The sequence below is a fragment of the Sphingopyxis sp. PET50 genome (genome assembly GCF_025244705.1).
Lineage (GTDB): Bacteria > Pseudomonadota > Alphaproteobacteria > Sphingomonadales > Sphingomonadaceae > Sphingopyxis.
The window spans coordinates 895,831-913,838 of the sequence record NZ_CP104207.1; the positions used below are offsets into that span (position 1 = coordinate 895,831).

The window sequence follows — 18,008 nt, forward strand, 5'->3', positions numbered from 1 at the left end:
GCTGAATAGGTCATCGCGCAAGCAAATATCGGCGGACGGCACTGGCGCCGAGAGGGCGGTGGACCTATGGAATTCTCTTTCTCTCCCCGTTCGTGTCGAGCGAAGTCGAGACACCCCGAAGGCGCGTGCCCACGATCGGCATCTCGACTGCGCTCGATGCGAACGGATAGGGGGAGTCACAGACTGGAGCAATGCATGACCACCGCCGATCAAGCCTGGCAGGCACTCGCCGACTGGCAACCGCAGCGGCTGACCGACCTCGTCGCCGCCGATCCCGCCACGCGGCTCGACCGGCTGGTACGCAATGTCGCCGGCATCCGCTTCGATTTCGCCAAGACCCATCTCGACGATGCGGCGATCGCGATCCTGTCCGATCTCGCCGCAGCGCAGGATTTCGCCGGGCGCCGCAAGACCTTGTTCGCGGGCGGCATCGCCAATCCGACCGAGGGGCGCGCTGCCGAGCATAGCGCCGAGCGCGGCGACGGCGCGCCCGAATCGGTGCACCGCGCGCAGGCGCTGCATCAGCGGATGCGGATGCTGATCGACGCGATCGAGGCGGGGGCATTCGGCGAGGTCCGGCACCTGCTCCACATCGGCATCGGCGGGTCGGCGCTCGGCCCCGACCTGCTCGTCGATGCGCTGGGGCGCAGCGGCTCGCGCTACGACGTCGCGGTGGTCTCGAACGTCGATGGCGCCGCGCTCGCGGAGGCGTTCGCCAAATTCGACCCCGCCTGCACGCTGGTCGCGGTGGCGTCGAAGACCTTCACCACCACCGAAACCCTGCTCAACGCCGCCTCGGCGCTGCAATGGATCGAGGAGGCGGGCGTGCCCGATCCTTATGGCCGCATCATCGCGCTCACCGCCAGCCCCGAGCGCGCGATGGAATGGGGCATCGACGAAACGCGCATCCTGCCGTTCAGCGAGACGGTCGGCGGGCGCTATTCGCTCTGGTCTTCGATCGGCTTTCCTGCGGCGCTCGCGCTCGGCTGGGACGCGTTCGCCGACATGCTGGAGGGAGCGGCCGAGGTCGACCGGCATTTCCGCCTTTGCGACGGGGCCGACAATATCTGCCTGCTCGCGGCCTTCGCCGACCAGCTTTACACCAACCGGCTCGGTTGCCAGACGCGCGCGGTGTTCGCCTATGACGAGCGGCTTCGGCTGCTCCCCGCCTATCTCCAGCAACTCGAAATGGAATCGAACGGCAAGGCGGTGACGCTCGGCGGCGAGCCGGTCGGCCACGCCACCGCCGCCATCACCTGGGGCGGCGTCGGCACCGACGCGCAGCACGCGGTGTTCCAGCTTCTCCATCAGGGAACGCACTTGGTCCCGGTCGAATTCGTCGTCGCGCGCGAGCCCGAGCATCTGCTCGACGAGGCGCATCACGAAACGCTCGTCGCCAATTGCATCGCGCAGGGCGCGGCGCTGATGTCCGGACGGACCGGCACCGACGGTGCGCGCGATTATCCGGGCGACCGGCCCTCGACGACGATCCTGCTCGACCAGGTGACGCCGTACAGCCTGGGGGCGCTGATCGCCTTTTACGAACATCGCGTCTTCGCCAATGCGGTGCTGCTCGGCATCAACCCCTTCGACCAGTTCGGGGTCGAACTGGGCAAGGAAATGGCGAAGGGGCTGGCCGAGGGGACGATGGAATTCGATCCCGCGACGCAGGCGCTGATGCAGGCCGCGCTCGGCGAATAAGACTGAGCGCAAAATTCGATTGGCAAGCCGCCGCCGCGTAACCACATAGGCGGCCGCTGCGAATGCCTGACGGCGCATCTTCAGGGGTCTTCCATGAGCGATTTCGACTATGATCTCTTCGTCATCGGCGCGGGCTCGGGCGGCGTCCGCGCGTCGCGCATCGCCGCGTCGCACGGCGCGCGCGTAGCGGTGGCGGAGGAGCATCGCGTCGGCGGCACCTGCGTCATCCGCGGCTGCGTGCCCAAGAAACTGCTCGTCTATGGTGCGCATTTCGCCGAGGATCTGCACGACGCGCGCAAATTCGGCTGGGACATTCCGGAGCCGCGCTTCGACTGGAACGTCCTGCGCGACAATGTGCTGGCCGAAGTCGACCGGCTCGAGGGCCTCTATGGCCAGACGCTCGACAATCACAAGGTCACCGTCTTCAAGACACGCGCGACGATCGTCGGCCCGCAGAAGGTGCGGCTCGCCGACGGCACCGAACTGACCGCCGAACGCATATTGGTCGCGACCGGCGGCTGGCCGCATGTGCCCGACTTTCCGGGTAGCGAATATGCCATCACCTCGAACGAGGTCTTTCACCTTGAAGCCCTGCCGAAGCGCATCGTGATCGCAGGCGGCGGCTATATCGCCAACGAGTTCGCCGGCATCTTCAACGAATTCGGCAGCAAGGTGACGATCGTCAACCGCGGCGACACGATATTGCGCGGCTATGACGAACAGATCCGCGACCGGCTGCTGCAGATATCGATGACCAAGGGCATCGAGTTCCGGTTCAACGCGCCGTTCCAGTCGATCACCAGGAACGACGACGGATCGCTGACCGTCATGCTCGAAGGCTGCGAACCGATCGTCGCCGACGCGGTGCTGGTGGCAGCGGGCCGCGTGCCGAACACCAAGGGCATCGGGCTGGAAGACGTCGGAGTCGAGCTCGACGAGCATGGCGCGATCAAGGTCGACGAGACCAACCAGTCGTCGGTGCCGAGCATCTATGCCGTCGGCGACGTCACCAACCGCATCCAGCTCACCCCGGTCGCGATCCGCGAGGGACAGGCGTTCGCGGACTCGGTCTTCGGCGGCAAGCCGACCGTGGTCGATTATCGGAATGTTCCGAGCGCGGTGTTCAGCCACCCGCCGATCGGCGCCGTCGGCATGACCGAGGCGCAGGCGCGCGACAAGCTCGGCTCGGTCCGTGTCTACACCAGCGACTTCCGCGCGATGAAGAATGTCCTCGCCGGACGCAACGAGCGCGCGCTGTACAAGATGGTGGTCAATGAGGCGACCGATCAGGTCGTCGGCCTCCACATGATCGGCCCCGACGCGCCCGAGATTCTGCAGGCCGCGGCGATTGCGGTGAAGGCGGGGCTGACCAAGGCCGATTTCGACGCCACGGTCGCGCTCCATCCGAGCATGGCCGAGGAACTGGTGCTGCTGAAATGATGCGCCCCGGCGAAAGCCGGGGTCCAGAAGGCGGAATGGACCCCGGCTTTCGCCGGGGAACGGCCAGTGCTATTCTCGCTGCAACAAGCAAGGAGAGGGGCGCATGGCGGGCACGGCATTGGTCACCGGGGGCAGCGGCTATATCGCGGGCTTCCTGATCCGGCAGCTGATCGACAATGGCTGGCACGTCCACACGACGGTGCGCAGCCTGAAGCGCGAGCCCGAGGTACGCGGCTGGCTGGGCGTCGACGACAGCAAGCTGCGCTTTTTCGCTGCCGACCTCGAACATGACGCCGGCTGGGCCGAAGCCATCGCGGGTTGCACCCATGTCGCGCATGTCGCGTCGCCCTTTCCGCTCGCCGTGCCGAAACATGCCGACGAACTGGTGATCCCGGCGCGCGAAGGTGTGTTGCGCGCGCTGCGCTTCGCCAGGGCGGCCGACATCAAGCGTTTTGTGCTGACCTCGTCGATGGCCGCCATCGCCTATGGCCATGGCAAGGGCCGCGAGCTCTACAACGAAACCGACTGGACCAACCTCGATAACCCCGACGTCATGCCCTATCCGCGCTCGAAGACCGTCGCCGAGCGCGCCGCGCGCGACTGGGTCGCGGCCGAGGGCGGCGATATCGAATTCGCCTCGGTCAATCCCGCGGCGGTGTTCGGACCCTTGCTCTCGGACGATCTGTCGACCTCGATCGAGGTCGTAAAGCAGCTTCTCGAAGGCAAGGTGCCGCTATGCCCCGACGTCGGTTTCGGCATCATCGACGTGCGCGACGTCGCCGACATGCATTATCGTGCGCTGACGGTGGAGGGGATCAGGGACGAGCGGTTCGTCTGCTCGGGGCCATTTTTGAAATTCATCGACGTCGCGCATATCCTGACCGCCCATCTGGGCGAGCAGGCGCGCAAGGTGCCGACGCGCAGGATGCCCGACTGGCTGCTCAAGGCGCTGGCGATCTTCCGGCCCGAATTGAAGCAGGTGGTTGCCGAACTCGGCAACGTCCGCGGTGGCGACAGCAGCCACGCGATGCAGCGCCTCGGCTGGACGATGCGGTCGCCCGAGGAAGCGATCCTCGCGACGGCGCATAGCCTGATCGAGCGGGGGATCGTGAAGGTCTGAAGCGCTAACCCCTCCCGCAAGCGGGAGGGGCAGCGAGACTTGGAAGCTTGCTTCCTAGTCGCAGCGGGGTGGGCTCAGCAGCGTCGCTTGCCCACCCCCGACCCCTCCCGCAAGCGGGAGGGGAGGATATCACGCGATCGTCGGCACGATCCCGCCCTCGGCGCGGATCGCCGAGCCGTTGGTCGCCGCCGCGAGCGGGCTCGCGAGGAAGGCGGTCATCGCGCCGATCTCGTCGGCGTCGATCAGGCGGCGGATCAGCGACAGCGGGCGCAGTTCCTCGAAAAAGGCCTTTTCGCGCTCGGCCTCGGGGGCGTCGGGGTTCGACACCACGGACTGGATGAAATCGACGATGCCTTCGGACCGCGTCGGCCCCGGCAGCACCGAATTGACCGTCACGCCGGTGCCCCTGGTCTGCTCGGCAAGGCCGCGCGCGATGGTGAGCTGCGCGGTCTTGGTCATGCCGTAATGGATCATCTCGGCGGGGGGCAGCAGCCCGCTTTCGCTCGCGATGAAGATCACCCGGCCCCAGTTCTTTTCGATCATCTTCGGAAAATAATGCCGCGACAGCCGCGCCCCGCTGACGACATTGACCTCGAAGATGTGGTGCCAGTCGGCGTCGCTGATTTCGGTGAAGGGCTTGGCTTCATAGATGCCGAGATTGTTGACGAGGATGTCGATTTCGGGGACCGCGGCGATCAGCGTCGCGGCGCCTTCGGCGGTCGCGGGATCGGCGAGGACAGGGCGAATGACGCCCGCCTGCGACAATTCGGCGGCGGCGTCGTCCAGCTTCGCCTGGCTGCGGCCGGTAATGACGACCTCGACGCCCGCCTCGGCGAGGCGCCTGGCGATCGCGAAGCCGATGCCGGCGGTCGATCCGGTGACGAGGGCGGTCTTGCCTTTGAGTTTCAGGTCCATGGCTGTTCTCCTTGGGTTGGGTGCGATGTTCCGAAAGCGAAGATAGCGCGGCGGCCCATTGTTGATTAGAATGTCACTCATCATTTCAGAAGTGATTCAAAATCAGGAATGGCGATGGACAACCGGTTCGGCGATATCGAGACCTTCCTCGCGGTGGCGAGCGGCGGCAGCTTTGCGGCCGCGGCCAAGGCATTGCGGCTCACCCCCTCGGCGGTCAGCCGCAGCATCGCGCGGCTCGAAGCGCGGCTCGGTACCATCCTCTTCCGCCGCACGACACGCTCGCTGGCGCTGACCGCCGAAGGCAGCGCCTATCGCGACCGGATGAGCGTGCTGCTCGCCGAGATCGAGACGGTCGAAAACGGCCTCGGCCGCGCGAAGCAGGGACCGCGCGGGTTGCTGCGCGTCAATGCCTCGCCGTCGATCGGCGTGCCGCTGCTGCCGATCCTGCCCAAATTCACCGCGCGCTATCCCGAGATCGTCCTCGACCTCGCGCTCTCCGACACGATCGTCGATCTGGTCGAGGAGCGCGCCGATATCGCGATCCGCATCGGCCCGCTCCGCGACACCAGCCTGCGCGCCAAGAAACTCGGCCACAGCCGCATGGTGCTGGTCGCCAGCCCCGCCTATCTGACACGGCGCGGCATGCCGCGCGCGCCCGACGACCTCGACGGGCACGACTGCCTGCGCTTCAGCTTCCGCCGCTCGATCGACAGCTGGCCGTTCCGCATCGGCGGGCGGATCGTTCACCGCCCGGTTCCCGGCAGCTTCTTCGGCAATTCCGGCGAGCTGGTGCGTCAGATGGCGGTCGCGGGCGGCGGCATTTCGCGCCACGGCCATTTCCACGTCGCCGCCGATCTCGCGGCTGGCCAGCTCGTCGAACTGCTGCCCGACTATCACCCCGGCGATGGCGAGGATATTCACGCGCTCTACGCTCCCGAGGACCGCGCCGCCGCACGCATTCGCGCCTTTCTCGATTTCTTGGAGGAAGAACTGGTGATCGCGCCCTAGCCTAGCCGATCCGGTACGGCACCACGTCGCGGCGGTCGGGGTCGACGAGGATCGGGCGGTCGCTGGGCGGAAAAGCGCGCTGGTCGCAATCGTCGCGCGGGCAGATGCGGCACGACGACCCGATGCGGGTCGCCGCCTGTGGGGCCGTGACGTCGACCCCATCGGCATAGACGAAGTCGGCGGCATATTGCGCCTCGCACCCCAGCGCGACCGCGTAGCGGCGGGGCGAGCGAGCGTAGCTGCCCGACGGCTTCACCAGCCCTTTCGCCATCGAGACGTAACGCACGCCGTCGGGCGTCTCGGCGAGCTGGAACAGGATGCGGTCCGGGATCGCCGCCGCTTCGTGCACGATCCACAACGGACAGGCGCCGCCGAAGCGCGCAAATTGCAGGCGCGTGGCCGAGTGCCGCTTGGTGATATTGCCCGCCATGTCGACGCGGCAGAAGAACATCGGGATGCCGCGCGCGCCGGGACGCTGGAGGGTCGAGAGGCGGTGGCACGCCTGCTCGAAACTGACGCCATAATCCATGCGCAGCCGGTCGATATCGTGCCGCACCGCGCGGGCGCTGGCGCGAAACGGGCAATAGGGCATCAGCACCGCGCCAGCGGCGTAATTGGCGAGCCCGACGTGGAGCAACTGCCGCGCCGCCGCCGTGCGCAGCGGGCTGGCCTCGACCACCGCCGCAATCTCGCCTGCCAGCGCCAGCGCGGCAAGCTGGTGCGCAAGCTGGAAGCGGCGGCTTTCAGCGGGCTGCGACGGGTCGATCACCAGATGGCGCATCGTCGCGTCATAGTCGCGCAGCGCCTGTGTCTGGTTGTAGACGATCGAAATGCCGAGCGCGTCGCGCAGGCGGCGTTCGATCGTCTCGACCGCGGGGGAGGGCGATTTGCCGCGCAGCTGCGACGCGAGCACTTCGGCGGCGCGGTCGATGCTGTCGACATAATTGCCCGCGTCGTGGAACCAGTCGCGCACCTCTTCCCACGGCAGGCGGCTACCCTCGGCGGTGCCGCCGGTCAGCGCCTCGTCGATCATCTGCAGCCGCTGGCCCGCGCGGCGATAGGCGGCGTGGAGCGCGACGAACTGGTCGGCGAGCTGCGGTTGCTGGAGCGCAGCGCGTTCGAGCTGGTCTGGGGGCAGCGGCGCCGCGGCGAACAGCGGATCGGCCGCCGCCTCGCGTAGCGCGCCCTGGCGCCGGTCGCCGGTATCGGCGGCGACCTCCTCCCATTCGAGCGGGAACAGGCGTTGCAGCCGATCGAGGAGGGCGGGTGTCAGCGGGCGGTCGTCGTGCTCGATCTGGCTGAGGTAGGAGGTGGAGATGGCGAGGGCGGCAGCGAACTCGGCCTGTTTGAAGCCGCGTTCGAGACGGAGCGTTTTGAGGCGATTGCTAGGCAAAGATTCGTTGGCGCATTCAAAACACCTCAATTCCCGTTCGCCCTGAGTTTGTCGAAGGGCCGTATTTGCTTTGATGCAAGGCAAGAGCGGTGTTTCGACAAGCTCAGCACGAACGGATCAAAAGAAGCCTTAGTTTGCAAACTTGTACTTTGCAACTTTGCAAATTCACATTTGCCTCGCCATGACCAAACGGGCAGGGGAGGCTGTTCGCAACCCGTGGGAGAGCTGCATGTCCGCCAATATCGCCGAAATGGAACGCCGCCGCGCCGCCGCTGCCCTGGGGGGCGGGCAAAAGCGCATCGACGCGCAGCACAGCAAGGGCAAGCTGACCGCGCGCGAACGGCTCGACGTGCTGCTCGACGAAGGCTCGTTCGAGGAACTCGACACCTATGTCGAGCATAATTGCACCGATTTCGGCATGGAAAATCAGAAGATTCCGGGCGATGGCGTCGTCACCGGCAGCGGCACGATCAACGGCCGCCTCGTCTATGTCTTCAGCCAGGATTTCACGGTCTTCGGCGGCGCCCTGTCCGAGCGGCACGCCGAAAAGATCATGAAGGTGATGGACAATGCGATGAAGGTCGGCGCGCCGGTCATCGGCCTGAACGACAGCGGCGGCGCGCGCATCCAGGAGGGCGTGGCTTCCTTGGGCGGCTATGCTGAGGTGTTCCAGCGCAACGTGCTGGCGTCGGGCGTGGTGCCGCAGATCAGCCTGATCATGGGCCCCTGCGCGGGCGGCGCGGTTTACAGCCCGGCGATGACCGACTTCATCTTCATGGTGAAGGACAGCAGTTACATGTTCGTCACCGGCCCCGATGTTGTCAAAACCGTCACCAACGAGGTGGTGACGCAGGAGGAACTGGGCGGCGCGATCACCCATACGACCAAAAGCTCGGTCGCCGACATAGCGTTCGAGAATGATATCGAAGCGCTGCTCGCGACGCGCGACTTCTTCGATTACCTGCCCGAAAACAACCGCAGCGGCGTGCCCGTTCGCCCCACGAACGATCCGTGGGACCGCGCCGAGCCGAGCCTCGACACGCTGATTCCGCCCAATGCGAACCAGCCGTACGACATGCACGAACTGATCCGCAAGACGGTCGACGAGGGCGATTTCTTCGAGGTGCAGCTAGGCGCATGCGGGCAATATTATCTGCGGCTTCGGTCGCATCGAGGGGCGCACGATCGGCATCGTCGCGAACCAGCCGCTGGTGCTTGCGGGGGTGCTCGACATCAATTCGTCGAAGAAAGCGGCGCGCTTCGTCCGCTTCTGCGACGCGTTCGAGATTCCGATCGTCACCTTTGTCGACGTCCCCGGCTTCCTGCCCGGCACCGCGCAGGAATATAACGGCATCATCAAGCATGGCGCGAAATTGCTCTTCGCCTATGCCGAGGCGACGGTGCCCAAGATCACGGTGATCACGCGCAAGGCCTATGGCGGCGCCTACGACGTGATGGCGTCGAAACATCTGCGCGGCGACCTGAACTATGCCTGGCCGACCGCCGAGATCGCGGTGATGGGCGCGAAGGGCGCGGTGGAAATCATCTTCCGCAGCGACATCGGCGACCCCGAGAAGATCGCGCAGCGCACGAAGGAATATGAGGACCGCTTCGCCAATCCCTTCGTCGCGGCGTCGCGGGGGTATATCGACGAGGTGATCCACCCGCACAACACACGCAAGCGGATCGCGCTGGGACTCAGGAAGTTGCGGAACAAGCAGCTGGAGAATCCGTGGAAGAAGCATGACAATATTCCGTTGTGAGATTTCACCGTCACCCCGGACTTGATCCGGGGTCCCGCTATCCGACGCGCGAAAAGCGGGATGCCGGATCAAGTCCGGCATGACGAAATTGGAGAACGTTTGAATGAAACCAAGCCGCCCCAACCAAATCCTCCCCGGAACGGGGAGGGGGACCATGCGAAGCATGGTGGAGGGGGTGGTCGGCCTTGCGCGGTGTTGCGAGAGGACGCCACCCCCCTCCGTCAGCGCTTCGCGCTGCCACCTCCCCGCGAGCGGGGGAGGAATGAAGGAAAAGCTATGGAACTGGGACGTTTAAACCACATCGGCGTTGCGACGCCGTCGATTGCCGACAGCATCGTCTTTTACCGCGATATAATGGGCGCGACGACGATTCATGAGCCGTTCGACCTGCCCGAGCAGGGGGTGAAGGTGTGTTTCGTCGATACACCCGGCGCCGACGGCGCGCTGAACGGCACACAGATCGAGCTGATTGAACCATTGCCGGGGAACACGTCCATCGCCAGCTTCCTCGAGAAGAACCCGGCGGGGGGGCAGCATCACATGTGCTACGAAGTCCCCGACATCCACGCCGCCAAGGCCGCGTTCGAGGCGCTGGGCAAGCGCGTGCTGGGCGAGCCGCGGATCGGGGCGCATGGGACGCTGATTTTCTTCGTCCATCCGCGCGACATGGGCGGGGTGCTGACCGAAATCATGGAGACGCCGAAGGGCGACCACTAAAACCTTCTCCCCTTGCGGGAGAAGGATACGAAGGCTTGTGAGCGAAGCGAACTAGCCGCAGTTGGATGAGGGGTTGCGAGCGAAGCTCGCGCGGTCCTTTGGACCGCAACCCCTCACCCAGCTTCAACTAGGCGGCAAGCCGCCAAGTTTCCGCAACCCTCTCCCGCAAAGGGGAGAGGGGGAATGAGGCAAGAGACGAATTATGACCGACAAACCCACCCGCGACCAATGGGCCGAAGCCGCCGCCAAGGAAGTGAAGGGCAAGGACCTCACCTGGCACACGCCCGAGGGGATAGACGTCAAGCCGCTCTACACGGCGGAGGACGTCCAGACCGACCCCGGCCTCCCCGGCTTCGCGCCCTTCACGCGCGGCGTGCGCGCGTCGATGTATGCGGGACGCCCGTGGACGATCCGGCAATATGCGGGCTTTTCGACCGCCGAGGAATCGAACGCCTTCTATCGCCGCAACCTCGCGGCGGGGCAGAAGGGGCTGTCGGTCGCCTTCGACCTTGCCACCCACCGCGGCTATGACAGCGACCATCCGCGCGTCGTCGGCGATGTCGGCAAGGCGGGGGTCGCGATCGACAGCGTCGAGGATATGAAGATCCTGTTCGACGGCATCCCGCTTGACCAGATGTCGGTCAGCATGACGATGAACGGCGCGGTGATCCCGATCCTCGCCTTCTTCATCGTCGCGGGCGAGGAGCAGGGGGTCGATCGCAAATTTCTCGACGGGACCATCCAGAACGACATCCTCAAGGAGTTCATGGTCCGCAACACCTACATCTACCCGCCCGAGCCGAGCATGCGGATCATCAGCGACATCTTCGGCTACACCAGCCGCGAGATGCCCAAGTTCAACAGCATCTCGATCAGCGGCTATCATATGCAGGAAGCCGGCGCGACGCAGGTGCAGGAGCTGGCCTTCACCATCGCCGACGGGGCGGAATATGTGCGGTACGGCGTCGCGTCGGGGCTCGACATCGACAAGTTTGCCGGGCGCCTGTCCTTCTTCTTCGCGATCGGCATGAACTTCTTCATGGAGATCGCCAAGCTGCGCGCCGCGCGCGTGCTGTGGCACCGCGTGATGACCAATCTCGGCGCCAAGGACGAGCGGTCGAAGATGCTGCGGACGCATTGCCAGACGTCGGGCGTCTCGCTGACCGAGCAGGATCCGTACAACAATGTCATGCGCACGACGATCGAGGCGATGGCGGCGATGCTCGGCGGCACGCAGAGCCTCCACACCAACGCACTCGACGAAGCGATCGCGCTGCCGACCGATTTCTCGGCGCGTATCGCGCGCAACACGCAGATCGTCATCCAGGAAGAGACCGGGATGACCAAGGTCGTCGATCCGCTCGGCGGCTCCTATTATGTCGAGGCGCTGACGCAGGAGCTGGTCGACAAGGCGTGGGAGATCGTCGAGCGCGTCGAGAAGGAAGGCGGCATGGCCAAGGCGGTCGCCGCGGGCTGGCCCAAGGCGATGATCGAGACGGCGGCGGCGGCGCGGCAGGCGCGCGTCGACCGCGGCGATGATGTGATCGTCGGCGTGAACAAATATCGCCTCGCCAACGAAGACCTGCTCGAAACGCTGGAAGTGGACAATACGAAGGTACGCGAGGCGCAGATCGCGCGCATCAACAAGACCAAGGCGGGCCGTGACGAGGCGGCGTGCCAGGCGGCGCTGAAGGCGCTGCGCGATGCCGCGGCGGGCGAGCAGTCGATCGAGAATAATCTGCTCGCGCATGCGGTCGAGGCCGCCCGCGCCCGCGCGACGCTCGGCGAGATTTCGTCGGCGATGGAGGAAAGCTTCAACCGCTATGCGACCCAGCCGACCCCGGTGAAGGGCGTCTATGCCGCGCCTTACGAAGGCGATGCGCGCTGGCAGCAGGTGCTCGACGGCGTCGCGGCGGTCGAACGCCGCATGGGACGCAAACCCAAGCTGCTCGTCGCCAAGATGGGGCAGGACGGACACGACCGCGGAGCGAACGTCATCGCCTCGGCCTTCGGCGACATGGGCTTCGACGTCGTGTCGGGGCCGCTGTTCCAGACGCCCGAGGAAACGGTGGTGCTGGCGCTGGAGAGCGGAGTCGATGTCGTCGGCGCCTCGAGCCTCGCGGCGGGGCACAAGACTTTGATCCCCGAACTGATCGCCAAGCTGCGCGAGGCCGGCCGCAACGACATCAAGGTGATCGCGGGCGGGGTGATCCCGCCGCAGGATTATGATTATCTGCGCGATGCGGGGGTGCAGGGGATTTACGGGCCGGGCAGCAATGTCGTCGAATGCGCCGCCGACGTGCTGCGGTTGCTAGGGCATAATATGCCGCCGTTGGAGGATGCCGCATGAATATCAATCAGAACTGCTCCCCGGCGAAAGCCGGGGTCGAGAGCGGAGCAGAGCCGTCGATTCTGGACAGCACTGGGCCCCGGCTTTCGCCGGGGTGCGACGAGGAAGTTCGTCGCAACTGGACCCGCGCGGAAATCGCCGAGCTGTTCGACCTGCCGTTCGACGAGCTGATGTGGGAAGCGCAGGGCGTCCATCGCCGCCATCATGCGCGCGGCGAAGTGCAGCTATGCACCTTGCTCAGCATCAAGACCGGCGGCTGCGCCGAGGATTGCGGTTATTGCTCGCAGTCGGCGCATGCCGAAACGGGGCTGAAGGCCACCAAGCTGATGGACGTGCGCGCGGTGCTGCAGGCGGCGGCGCAGGCGAAGGATGCGGGGTCGCAGCGTTTCTGCATGGGCGCGGCGTGGCGCAACCCCAAGGACCGCGACATGCCCGCGATCGTCGAGATGATCGAGGGCGTGCGCCAGATGGGCATGGAAACCTGCATGACGCTCGGCATGCTCAGCAAGGACCAGGCGCAGACGCTCGCGGTCGCGGGGCTCGACTATTACAACCACAATATCGACACGAGCCCCGAGAATTACGGCAATGTCATCACCACGCGGACGTTCCAGGAGCGGCTAGATACGCTGGAGGAAGTGCGGCAGGCGGGGATCAACGTCTGTTCGGGCGGCATCGTCGGCATGGGCGAGACGCGCAGCGACCGGGTGGGCTTCATCCACACGCTCGCGACGCTGCCCGAACATCCGGGCAGCGTGCCGATCAACGCGCTGGTGCCGGTGAAGGGCACCGTGCTCGGCGACATGCTCGCCGATACCCCGCTCGCGAAGATCGACGATATCGAGTTCGTCCGCACCGTCGCGGTCGCGCGCATCACCATGCCGTTGTCCATGGTGCGCCTGTCGGCGGGGCGTGAGAGCATGTCGGAGGCGACGCAGGCGCTCTGCTTCATGGCGGGCGCGAACAGCATCTTCACCGGGGACAAGCTGCTGACCACGGCGAATGCGGGCGACAGCAAGGACGCGGCGCTGTTCGCGAAGCTGGGGCTGCGCCCGATGGAGAGTGAAGAGCCGATGCGGATGGAGGCGGTGGAGTGAGCATGCCGGGGCCAGAGGAAGTCTTCGGGTGAGCCGATGCGGTAAATCCCTGATGCTGATCGGCTGGACATTCGCCGTCTTTGTTGCGGCGATGCTTCCCCTGACGCCGCTCGCCGTAGGATCGAATGATTGCCTGCTGCAGGAAAATATCGTTCAAAGTGAGCAGGAAGAGGCCGCGTGCATGAAATCCTACGACAATTGGTCGTCGGGCGTGATCGCGGTCTTTTTCGTGATGTGGGCCTCCGTCGGACTCGTGATCCTCAGGATGCGCACCGGCCGAGATGAGCATAGCGAATGACCCGAAAGGCGCTGCTCCTTCTTCTGACTTCGGTGTTGTTGCTGCCCGCGTCCTGCGCGTGCGGCTACACGGCGAACCGGATGCAGGGCGTGCGGCTGGGGACCGAAGGCGGCACGGCGTCACCTTTGTGGACCGAGAATATGCTGTGGATCGGCGCGCTGGGGCTGATGCTGGTTTGGGCGCGGCAGGTGTCGAAAAGCTATCGGACCGAAGCCAGCCGCGAAGGAGACGGGCGAATGATCAGAGGGATCGTCCTCGGCGCAGTGCTCGTCCTCGCTTTCGCGTCTGCCCGACCGGCGTCGGCATGCTGGAAACAAACGCCCGCCGGCGAGGCGCAGGAGCGGAAGCGCGAGAAAAGCTGGCTTCGCAAGAATAGCGACAAAGTGGTGACAGGCACTTGGCATCTGCTCGAAGAAGGTGCTGACGAATACAGCGGCTATCGCATGACAGGCTATATCGAAGCGCTTCGCGGCAAGCGGGTCGAACGATATCGCACCTCCTTTGTTCCCGAGATCAACTGCGGATTTCCAAACTACTACGTGAACGATGGCGATAAGGGGCGATTCTATCTGGAGCATGACGATCCCGATCCCGATGACGGTGAGGACGGTTTCATCGACGCCTATGACTATGTGCATTTTGTCCCGGCGGGAGAGGGCAAATGATCGCCGCGATGCTTTTCGCGCTGGCAGTCGCCGCGCAGGAACCCGAGATCGACTGCGAGAACCCGCAATATCAGGTCGAAATGAACTATTGCGCCGGGCGCGACTATGACGCCGCCGACGCCGAGTTGAACGCGCAGTGGAAGCTGACCGTCGCGGCGTTGAAGGCGCGCGACAAGGATATCGACCGCAGCTACGACACCCAGCCGACGCATTACGATACGCTGATCGCGTCGCAGCGCGCGTGGCTGACCTATCGCGACCAGCACTGCCTTTCCGAAAGCTTCGCCGCACGCGGCGGGAGCATGGCGCCGATGCTGCACAGCGGCTGCATGGCGCGGCTGACCAAGGAACGGACGGCGGAGCTGGAAGAGCTGGCGGGTGAGAACTGATGCACGCGCGTGCAGCTCTTCCAATCCTTATTCCTATTGCGACGCTAATGGCGGGATGCTCGGCTTCTGCGACGAACGCCGAAAACGAAGCTGCCGATCCGCTCGCCATTTTCAGCAGAGCCGATTTGTCATTTTCGGAGCGCGTTCGCGCAGCGGAGCTGAGCTGCCGGAACGACCCAAAGATCGTCCAATGCTCAACGAACCTTTTAGATCGTGCAGACAAGTATGTGGCTGAAGAGCTTCGAAATGCTGTTCGTGACGCTCGCAAAATTGACGAGCGTGGTGCTGCGGATTGCGACGACAGCATGCGCCAATCTGGGCGAGGATGCGACGGCGTCGGCGAAAACGCGTTAGTAGGACATCTCCAGGCTTCGCAGCATGCTTGGACGGAGTATCGGGAAACGCAGTGCGACTCCGAGTCCCTTCGGCAGCGCGGGGGCTACGGAGCCCATTTCCTCTGGAATATTTGCGCGAGCAGAATCGCCGCCACGCGCGGCGAAGAGATCGTCAGCATGATGAAACAATATCGCCAAGATTATGGCCTCGCTTCGGAGTCAAAACAGTAAGATGTTCAAGAAAATCCTGATCGCCAATCGCGGCGAAATCGCCTGTCGCGTCATCAAGACCGCGCGGCGCATGGGCATCGCGACCGTAGCCGTCTATTCGGACGCCGACGCGCGCGCGCCTTTCGTCCAGATGGCGGATGAAGCGGTGCATATCGGCGCTTCGCCCGCGGCGGAATCCTATCTGATCGCCGACAGGATCATTGCCGCCTGCAAGGCGACGGGCGCGGAGGCGGTGCATCCGGGCTATGGTTTCCTGTCGGAGCGCACCAGCTTCGCCGAGGCGCTGGCCAAGGAAGGTATCGCCTTCATTGGCCCGCCGGTGAACGCGATCGCGGCGATGGGCGACAAGATCGAGTCGAAGAAGCTCGCGAAGGAAGCGGGGGTCAACGTCGTTCCCGGCTTCGTCGGCGAGATCCGCGACACCGAGCATGCGGTCGAGATTGCGAACGAGATCGGCTATCCGGTGATGATGAAGGCCTCGGCCGGCGGCGGCGGCAAGGGGATGCGGCTCGCCTATGACGAGAAGGACGTCCGCGAGGGGTTCGAGGCCACCAAGCGCGAAGGGCTCAACAGCTTCGGCGACGACCGCGTGTTCATCGAGAAATTCATCCTCAACCCGCGCCATATCGAGATCCAGATCCTCGGCGACCAGCACGGCAATATTCTCTACCTCAACGAGCGCGAATGCTCGATCCAGCGCCGCCACCAGAAGGTGGTCGAGGAGGCGCCGTCGCCCTTCGTGACCGACAAGATGCGGAAAGCGATGGGCGAGCAGTGCGTCGCGCTCGCACGCGCGGTCGGCTATTACAGCGCGGGCACGGTCGAGCTGATCGTCTCGGGCGCCGACCCGACGGGCGAGAGCTTCTATTTCCTCGAAATGAACACGCGGCTGCAGGTCGAGCATCCGGTGACCGAGGCGATCACCGGCGTCGACCTGGTCGAACAGATGATCCGCGTCGCGGCGGGCGAGGCACTGGCGTTCACGCAGGACGATGTGAAGCTCGACGGCTGGGCGATCGAGAACCGCGTCTATGCCGAGGACCCCTATCGCGGCTTCCTGCCCTCGACCGGGCGGCTGGTGCGCTATCGCACCCCGGTTCCGGCATGGGCGGGCGACGAGCGCGGCGAGGATGGCGTCCGCGTCGATGCGGGGGTCGAGGAGGGCGGCGAAGTGTCGATCTTCTACGACCCGATGATCGCCAAGCTGGTGACCTGGGCGCCGACACGCGACGAGGCCGCCGATCTGCAGATCGCGGCGCTCGACCGCTTCGAACTCGAAGGGCTCGGCCACAATATCGACTTCCTGTCGGCGATCATGCAGCATCCGCGTTTCCGCGCCGGCGAGCTGACGACGGGCTTCATCGCGGAGGAATATCCCGAAGGCTTCCATGGCGCCGACACGGGCGAGGATGTGACGCGCGCGCTCGCCGCGATCGCGGGCTTCATGGCGAGCGCCGAAGCCGACCGCGCGCGGCGCACCGACGGCCAGCTCGGCGACCGGCTGAACCCGCCCGCCAAATGGCAGGTGACGACCGGCGGAACGCCGCACAAGGTGAAGGTCGGCGAAAAACATATCAAGGTCGACGGCGACAAGGTTGATATCGCGCTCGAATATACGCCGGGCGACCGGCTCGTCGTCGCCGGGATCGACGACAGCGAGCTGGCGGTAAAGGTCGCCAGGACGCGCACCGGCTGGCGCATGACGGCGCGCGGGCGCATCCACGACGTGCGCGTGCTGCCGTGGCACATCGCGCCGCTGGCGTCGCACATGATCGAGAAGGTGCCGCCCGACCTGTCGAAATTCCTCATCTGTCCGATGCCGGGCCTCCTCGTCGCGCTGCATGTGGGCGAAGGCGACAAGGTCGAGGCCGGCCAGCCGCTCGCGACGGTCGAGGCGATGAAGATGGAAAATATCCTGCGCGCCGAGAAGGCGGGCGTGGTGAAGACGGTGAACGCCGCGCAGGGCGACAGCCTGGCGGTCGATGCTGTCATCCTCGAAATGGAATAATCCGCAAAAAATCCGTTCGTGCTGAGCTTGTCGAAGCACCGTCCTTCCTTCTACGGCAGCCGGAGAGAGAACAGCCCTTCGACAGGCTCAGGGCGAACGGAGTGTGTTTGAATGCACGTCAATCACGATGCCGACGCGGGCGCCGCACCCGAAATAAACTTCGACGATTTCCTGAAGGTCGACATCCGCATCGGCACCATCGTCGAGGCCGAACCCTACCCCGAAGCCCGCAAACCCGCCTTCAAGCTGAAGATCGACTTCGGCCCCGCGATCGGGGTGAAGAAAAGCAGCGCGCAGATCGTCGACCGCTATGCGCTGGACGCGTTGCCGGGGCGGCAGGTCGCCGCCGTGGTCAATTTCCCGCCGCGCCAGATCGGCAAATATATGTCCGAGGTGCTGACGCTGGGCTTTGCCGACGCGGACGGCGCGGTGATCCTCTTCGCGCCCGACCGTCCCGTGCCCGACGGATCGCGCTTATTTTAGCGCCGTCCTTGCGAGCGTAGCGGGCCGAAGGCGGCCATCGTGATGGCCAACCAACCCAGAGTGGAGTAAACCGCCCTGGATTGCTTCGCTACGCT

15 protein-coding genes and 1 pseudogene are annotated in these 18,008 nt (G+C 65.1%); 14 read left to right on the forward strand and 2 right to left on the reverse strand.

Going from position 1 to position 18,008, the window contains the following annotated elements; translation table 11 throughout:
* Positions 1–195 precede the first annotated feature (195 nt).
* From pgi to N0A20_RS04650, 3 genes are all read left to right on the forward strand, one after another.
* Positions 196–1,701 carry a glucose-6-phosphate isomerase gene (gene pgi, locus N0A20_RS04640; protein ID WP_260582816.1) on the forward strand — a complete coding sequence of 502 codons (1,506 nt, stop codon included), beginning with the start codon at positions 196–198 and terminating at the stop codon, positions 1,699–1,701.
* Between the two features lie 93 nt (positions 1,702–1,794).
* Entirely contained in the window at positions 1,795–3,141 is a 1,347-nt protein-coding gene (gor, locus tag N0A20_RS04645) for a glutathione-disulfide reductase (protein ID WP_260582817.1), read from the forward strand.
* 103 nt (positions 3,142–3,244) lie between these two features.
* Complete coding sequence (locus tag N0A20_RS04650; protein WP_260582818.1) at positions 3,245–4,261, forward strand: NAD-dependent epimerase/dehydratase family protein; 1,017 nt, start codon at positions 3,245–3,247, stop codon at positions 4,259–4,261.
* A gap of 129 nt (positions 4,262–4,390) precedes the next feature.
* Here N0A20_RS04650 and N0A20_RS04655 read toward each other — a convergent pair whose 3' ends face one another.
* A complete protein-coding gene (locus N0A20_RS04655) occupies positions 4,391–5,176 on the reverse strand; it encodes an SDR family NAD(P)-dependent oxidoreductase (RefSeq protein WP_260582819.1) in 786 nt (261 codons plus the stop codon).
* Between the two features lie 114 nt (positions 5,177–5,290).
* Between N0A20_RS04655 and N0A20_RS04660 the strand changes: the two genes are divergently transcribed.
* Positions 5,291–6,184, forward strand: coding sequence for a LysR family transcriptional regulator (locus N0A20_RS04660; protein WP_260582820.1), 894 nt, complete (start codon positions 5,291–5,293; stop codon positions 6,182–6,184).
* A 1-nt stretch (position 6,185) separates the two neighbouring features.
* Here the strand turns inward: N0A20_RS04660 and N0A20_RS04665 are convergent, their stop codons facing one another.
* The gene (locus tag N0A20_RS04665; protein ID WP_260582821.1) at positions 6,186–7,577 is read right to left on the reverse strand and encodes a short-chain fatty acyl-CoA regulator family protein; all 1,392 of its coding nucleotides are present in this window, start codon (positions 7,575–7,577) and stop codon (positions 6,186–6,188) included.
* Between the two features lie 229 nt (positions 7,578–7,806).
* Between N0A20_RS04665 and N0A20_RS04670 the strand changes: the two are divergent.
* From N0A20_RS04670 to N0A20_RS04715, 10 genes and pseudogenes are all read left to right on the forward strand, one after another.
* A pseudogene (locus N0A20_RS04670) lies at positions 7,807–9,340 on the forward strand (acyl-CoA carboxylase subunit beta).
* A gap of 276 nt (positions 9,341–9,616) precedes the next feature.
* A complete protein-coding gene (gene mce, locus N0A20_RS04675; protein WP_260582822.1) occupies positions 9,617–10,057 on the forward strand; it encodes a methylmalonyl-CoA epimerase in 441 nt (146 codons plus the stop codon).
* 202 nt (positions 10,058–10,259) lie between these two features.
* Positions 10,260–12,407 (forward strand): methylmalonyl-CoA mutase, encoded by a 2,148-nt coding sequence (gene scpA, locus N0A20_RS04680; RefSeq protein WP_260582824.1) that lies wholly within the window; start codon positions 10,260–10,262, stop codon positions 12,405–12,407.
* Entirely contained in the window at positions 12,404–13,504 is a 1,101-nt protein-coding gene (bioB, locus tag N0A20_RS04685; protein WP_260582826.1) for a biotin synthase BioB, read from the forward strand. The genes scpA and bioB overlap by 4 nt, the downstream gene beginning before the upstream one ends.
* Positions 13,505–13,556: 52 nt before the next feature.
* Positions 13,557–13,802, forward strand: coding sequence for a hypothetical protein (locus N0A20_RS04690; protein WP_260582828.1), 246 nt, complete (start codon positions 13,557–13,559; stop codon positions 13,800–13,802).
* Positions 13,799–14,467: a hypothetical protein gene (locus N0A20_RS04695; protein WP_260582829.1), complete on the forward strand. Its 669-nt coding sequence runs from the start codon at positions 13,799–13,801 to the stop codon at positions 14,465–14,467. Before N0A20_RS04690 ends, N0A20_RS04695 begins: the two co-directional genes overlap by 4 nt.
* Complete coding sequence (locus N0A20_RS04700; RefSeq protein WP_260582831.1) at positions 14,464–14,856, forward strand: lysozyme inhibitor LprI family protein; 393 nt, start codon at positions 14,464–14,466, stop codon at positions 14,854–14,856. Before N0A20_RS04695 ends, N0A20_RS04700 begins: the two co-directional genes overlap by 4 nt.
* A 47-nt stretch (positions 14,857–14,903) precedes the next feature.
* A complete protein-coding gene (locus N0A20_RS20535; RefSeq protein WP_409574767.1) occupies positions 14,904–15,422 on the forward strand; it encodes a lysozyme inhibitor LprI family protein in 519 nt (172 codons plus the stop codon).
* 1 nt (position 15,423) lies between these two features.
* Entirely contained in the window at positions 15,424–17,430 is a 2,007-nt protein-coding gene (locus N0A20_RS04710) for an acetyl/propionyl/methylcrotonyl-CoA carboxylase subunit alpha (protein ID WP_260582833.1), read from the forward strand.
* A 111-nt stretch (positions 17,431–17,541) separates the two neighbouring features.
* Positions 17,542–17,913 (forward strand): tRNA-binding protein, encoded by a 372-nt coding sequence (locus N0A20_RS04715; RefSeq protein ID WP_260582835.1) that lies wholly within the window; start codon positions 17,542–17,544, stop codon positions 17,911–17,913.
* Positions 17,914–18,008 lie beyond the last annotated feature (95 nt).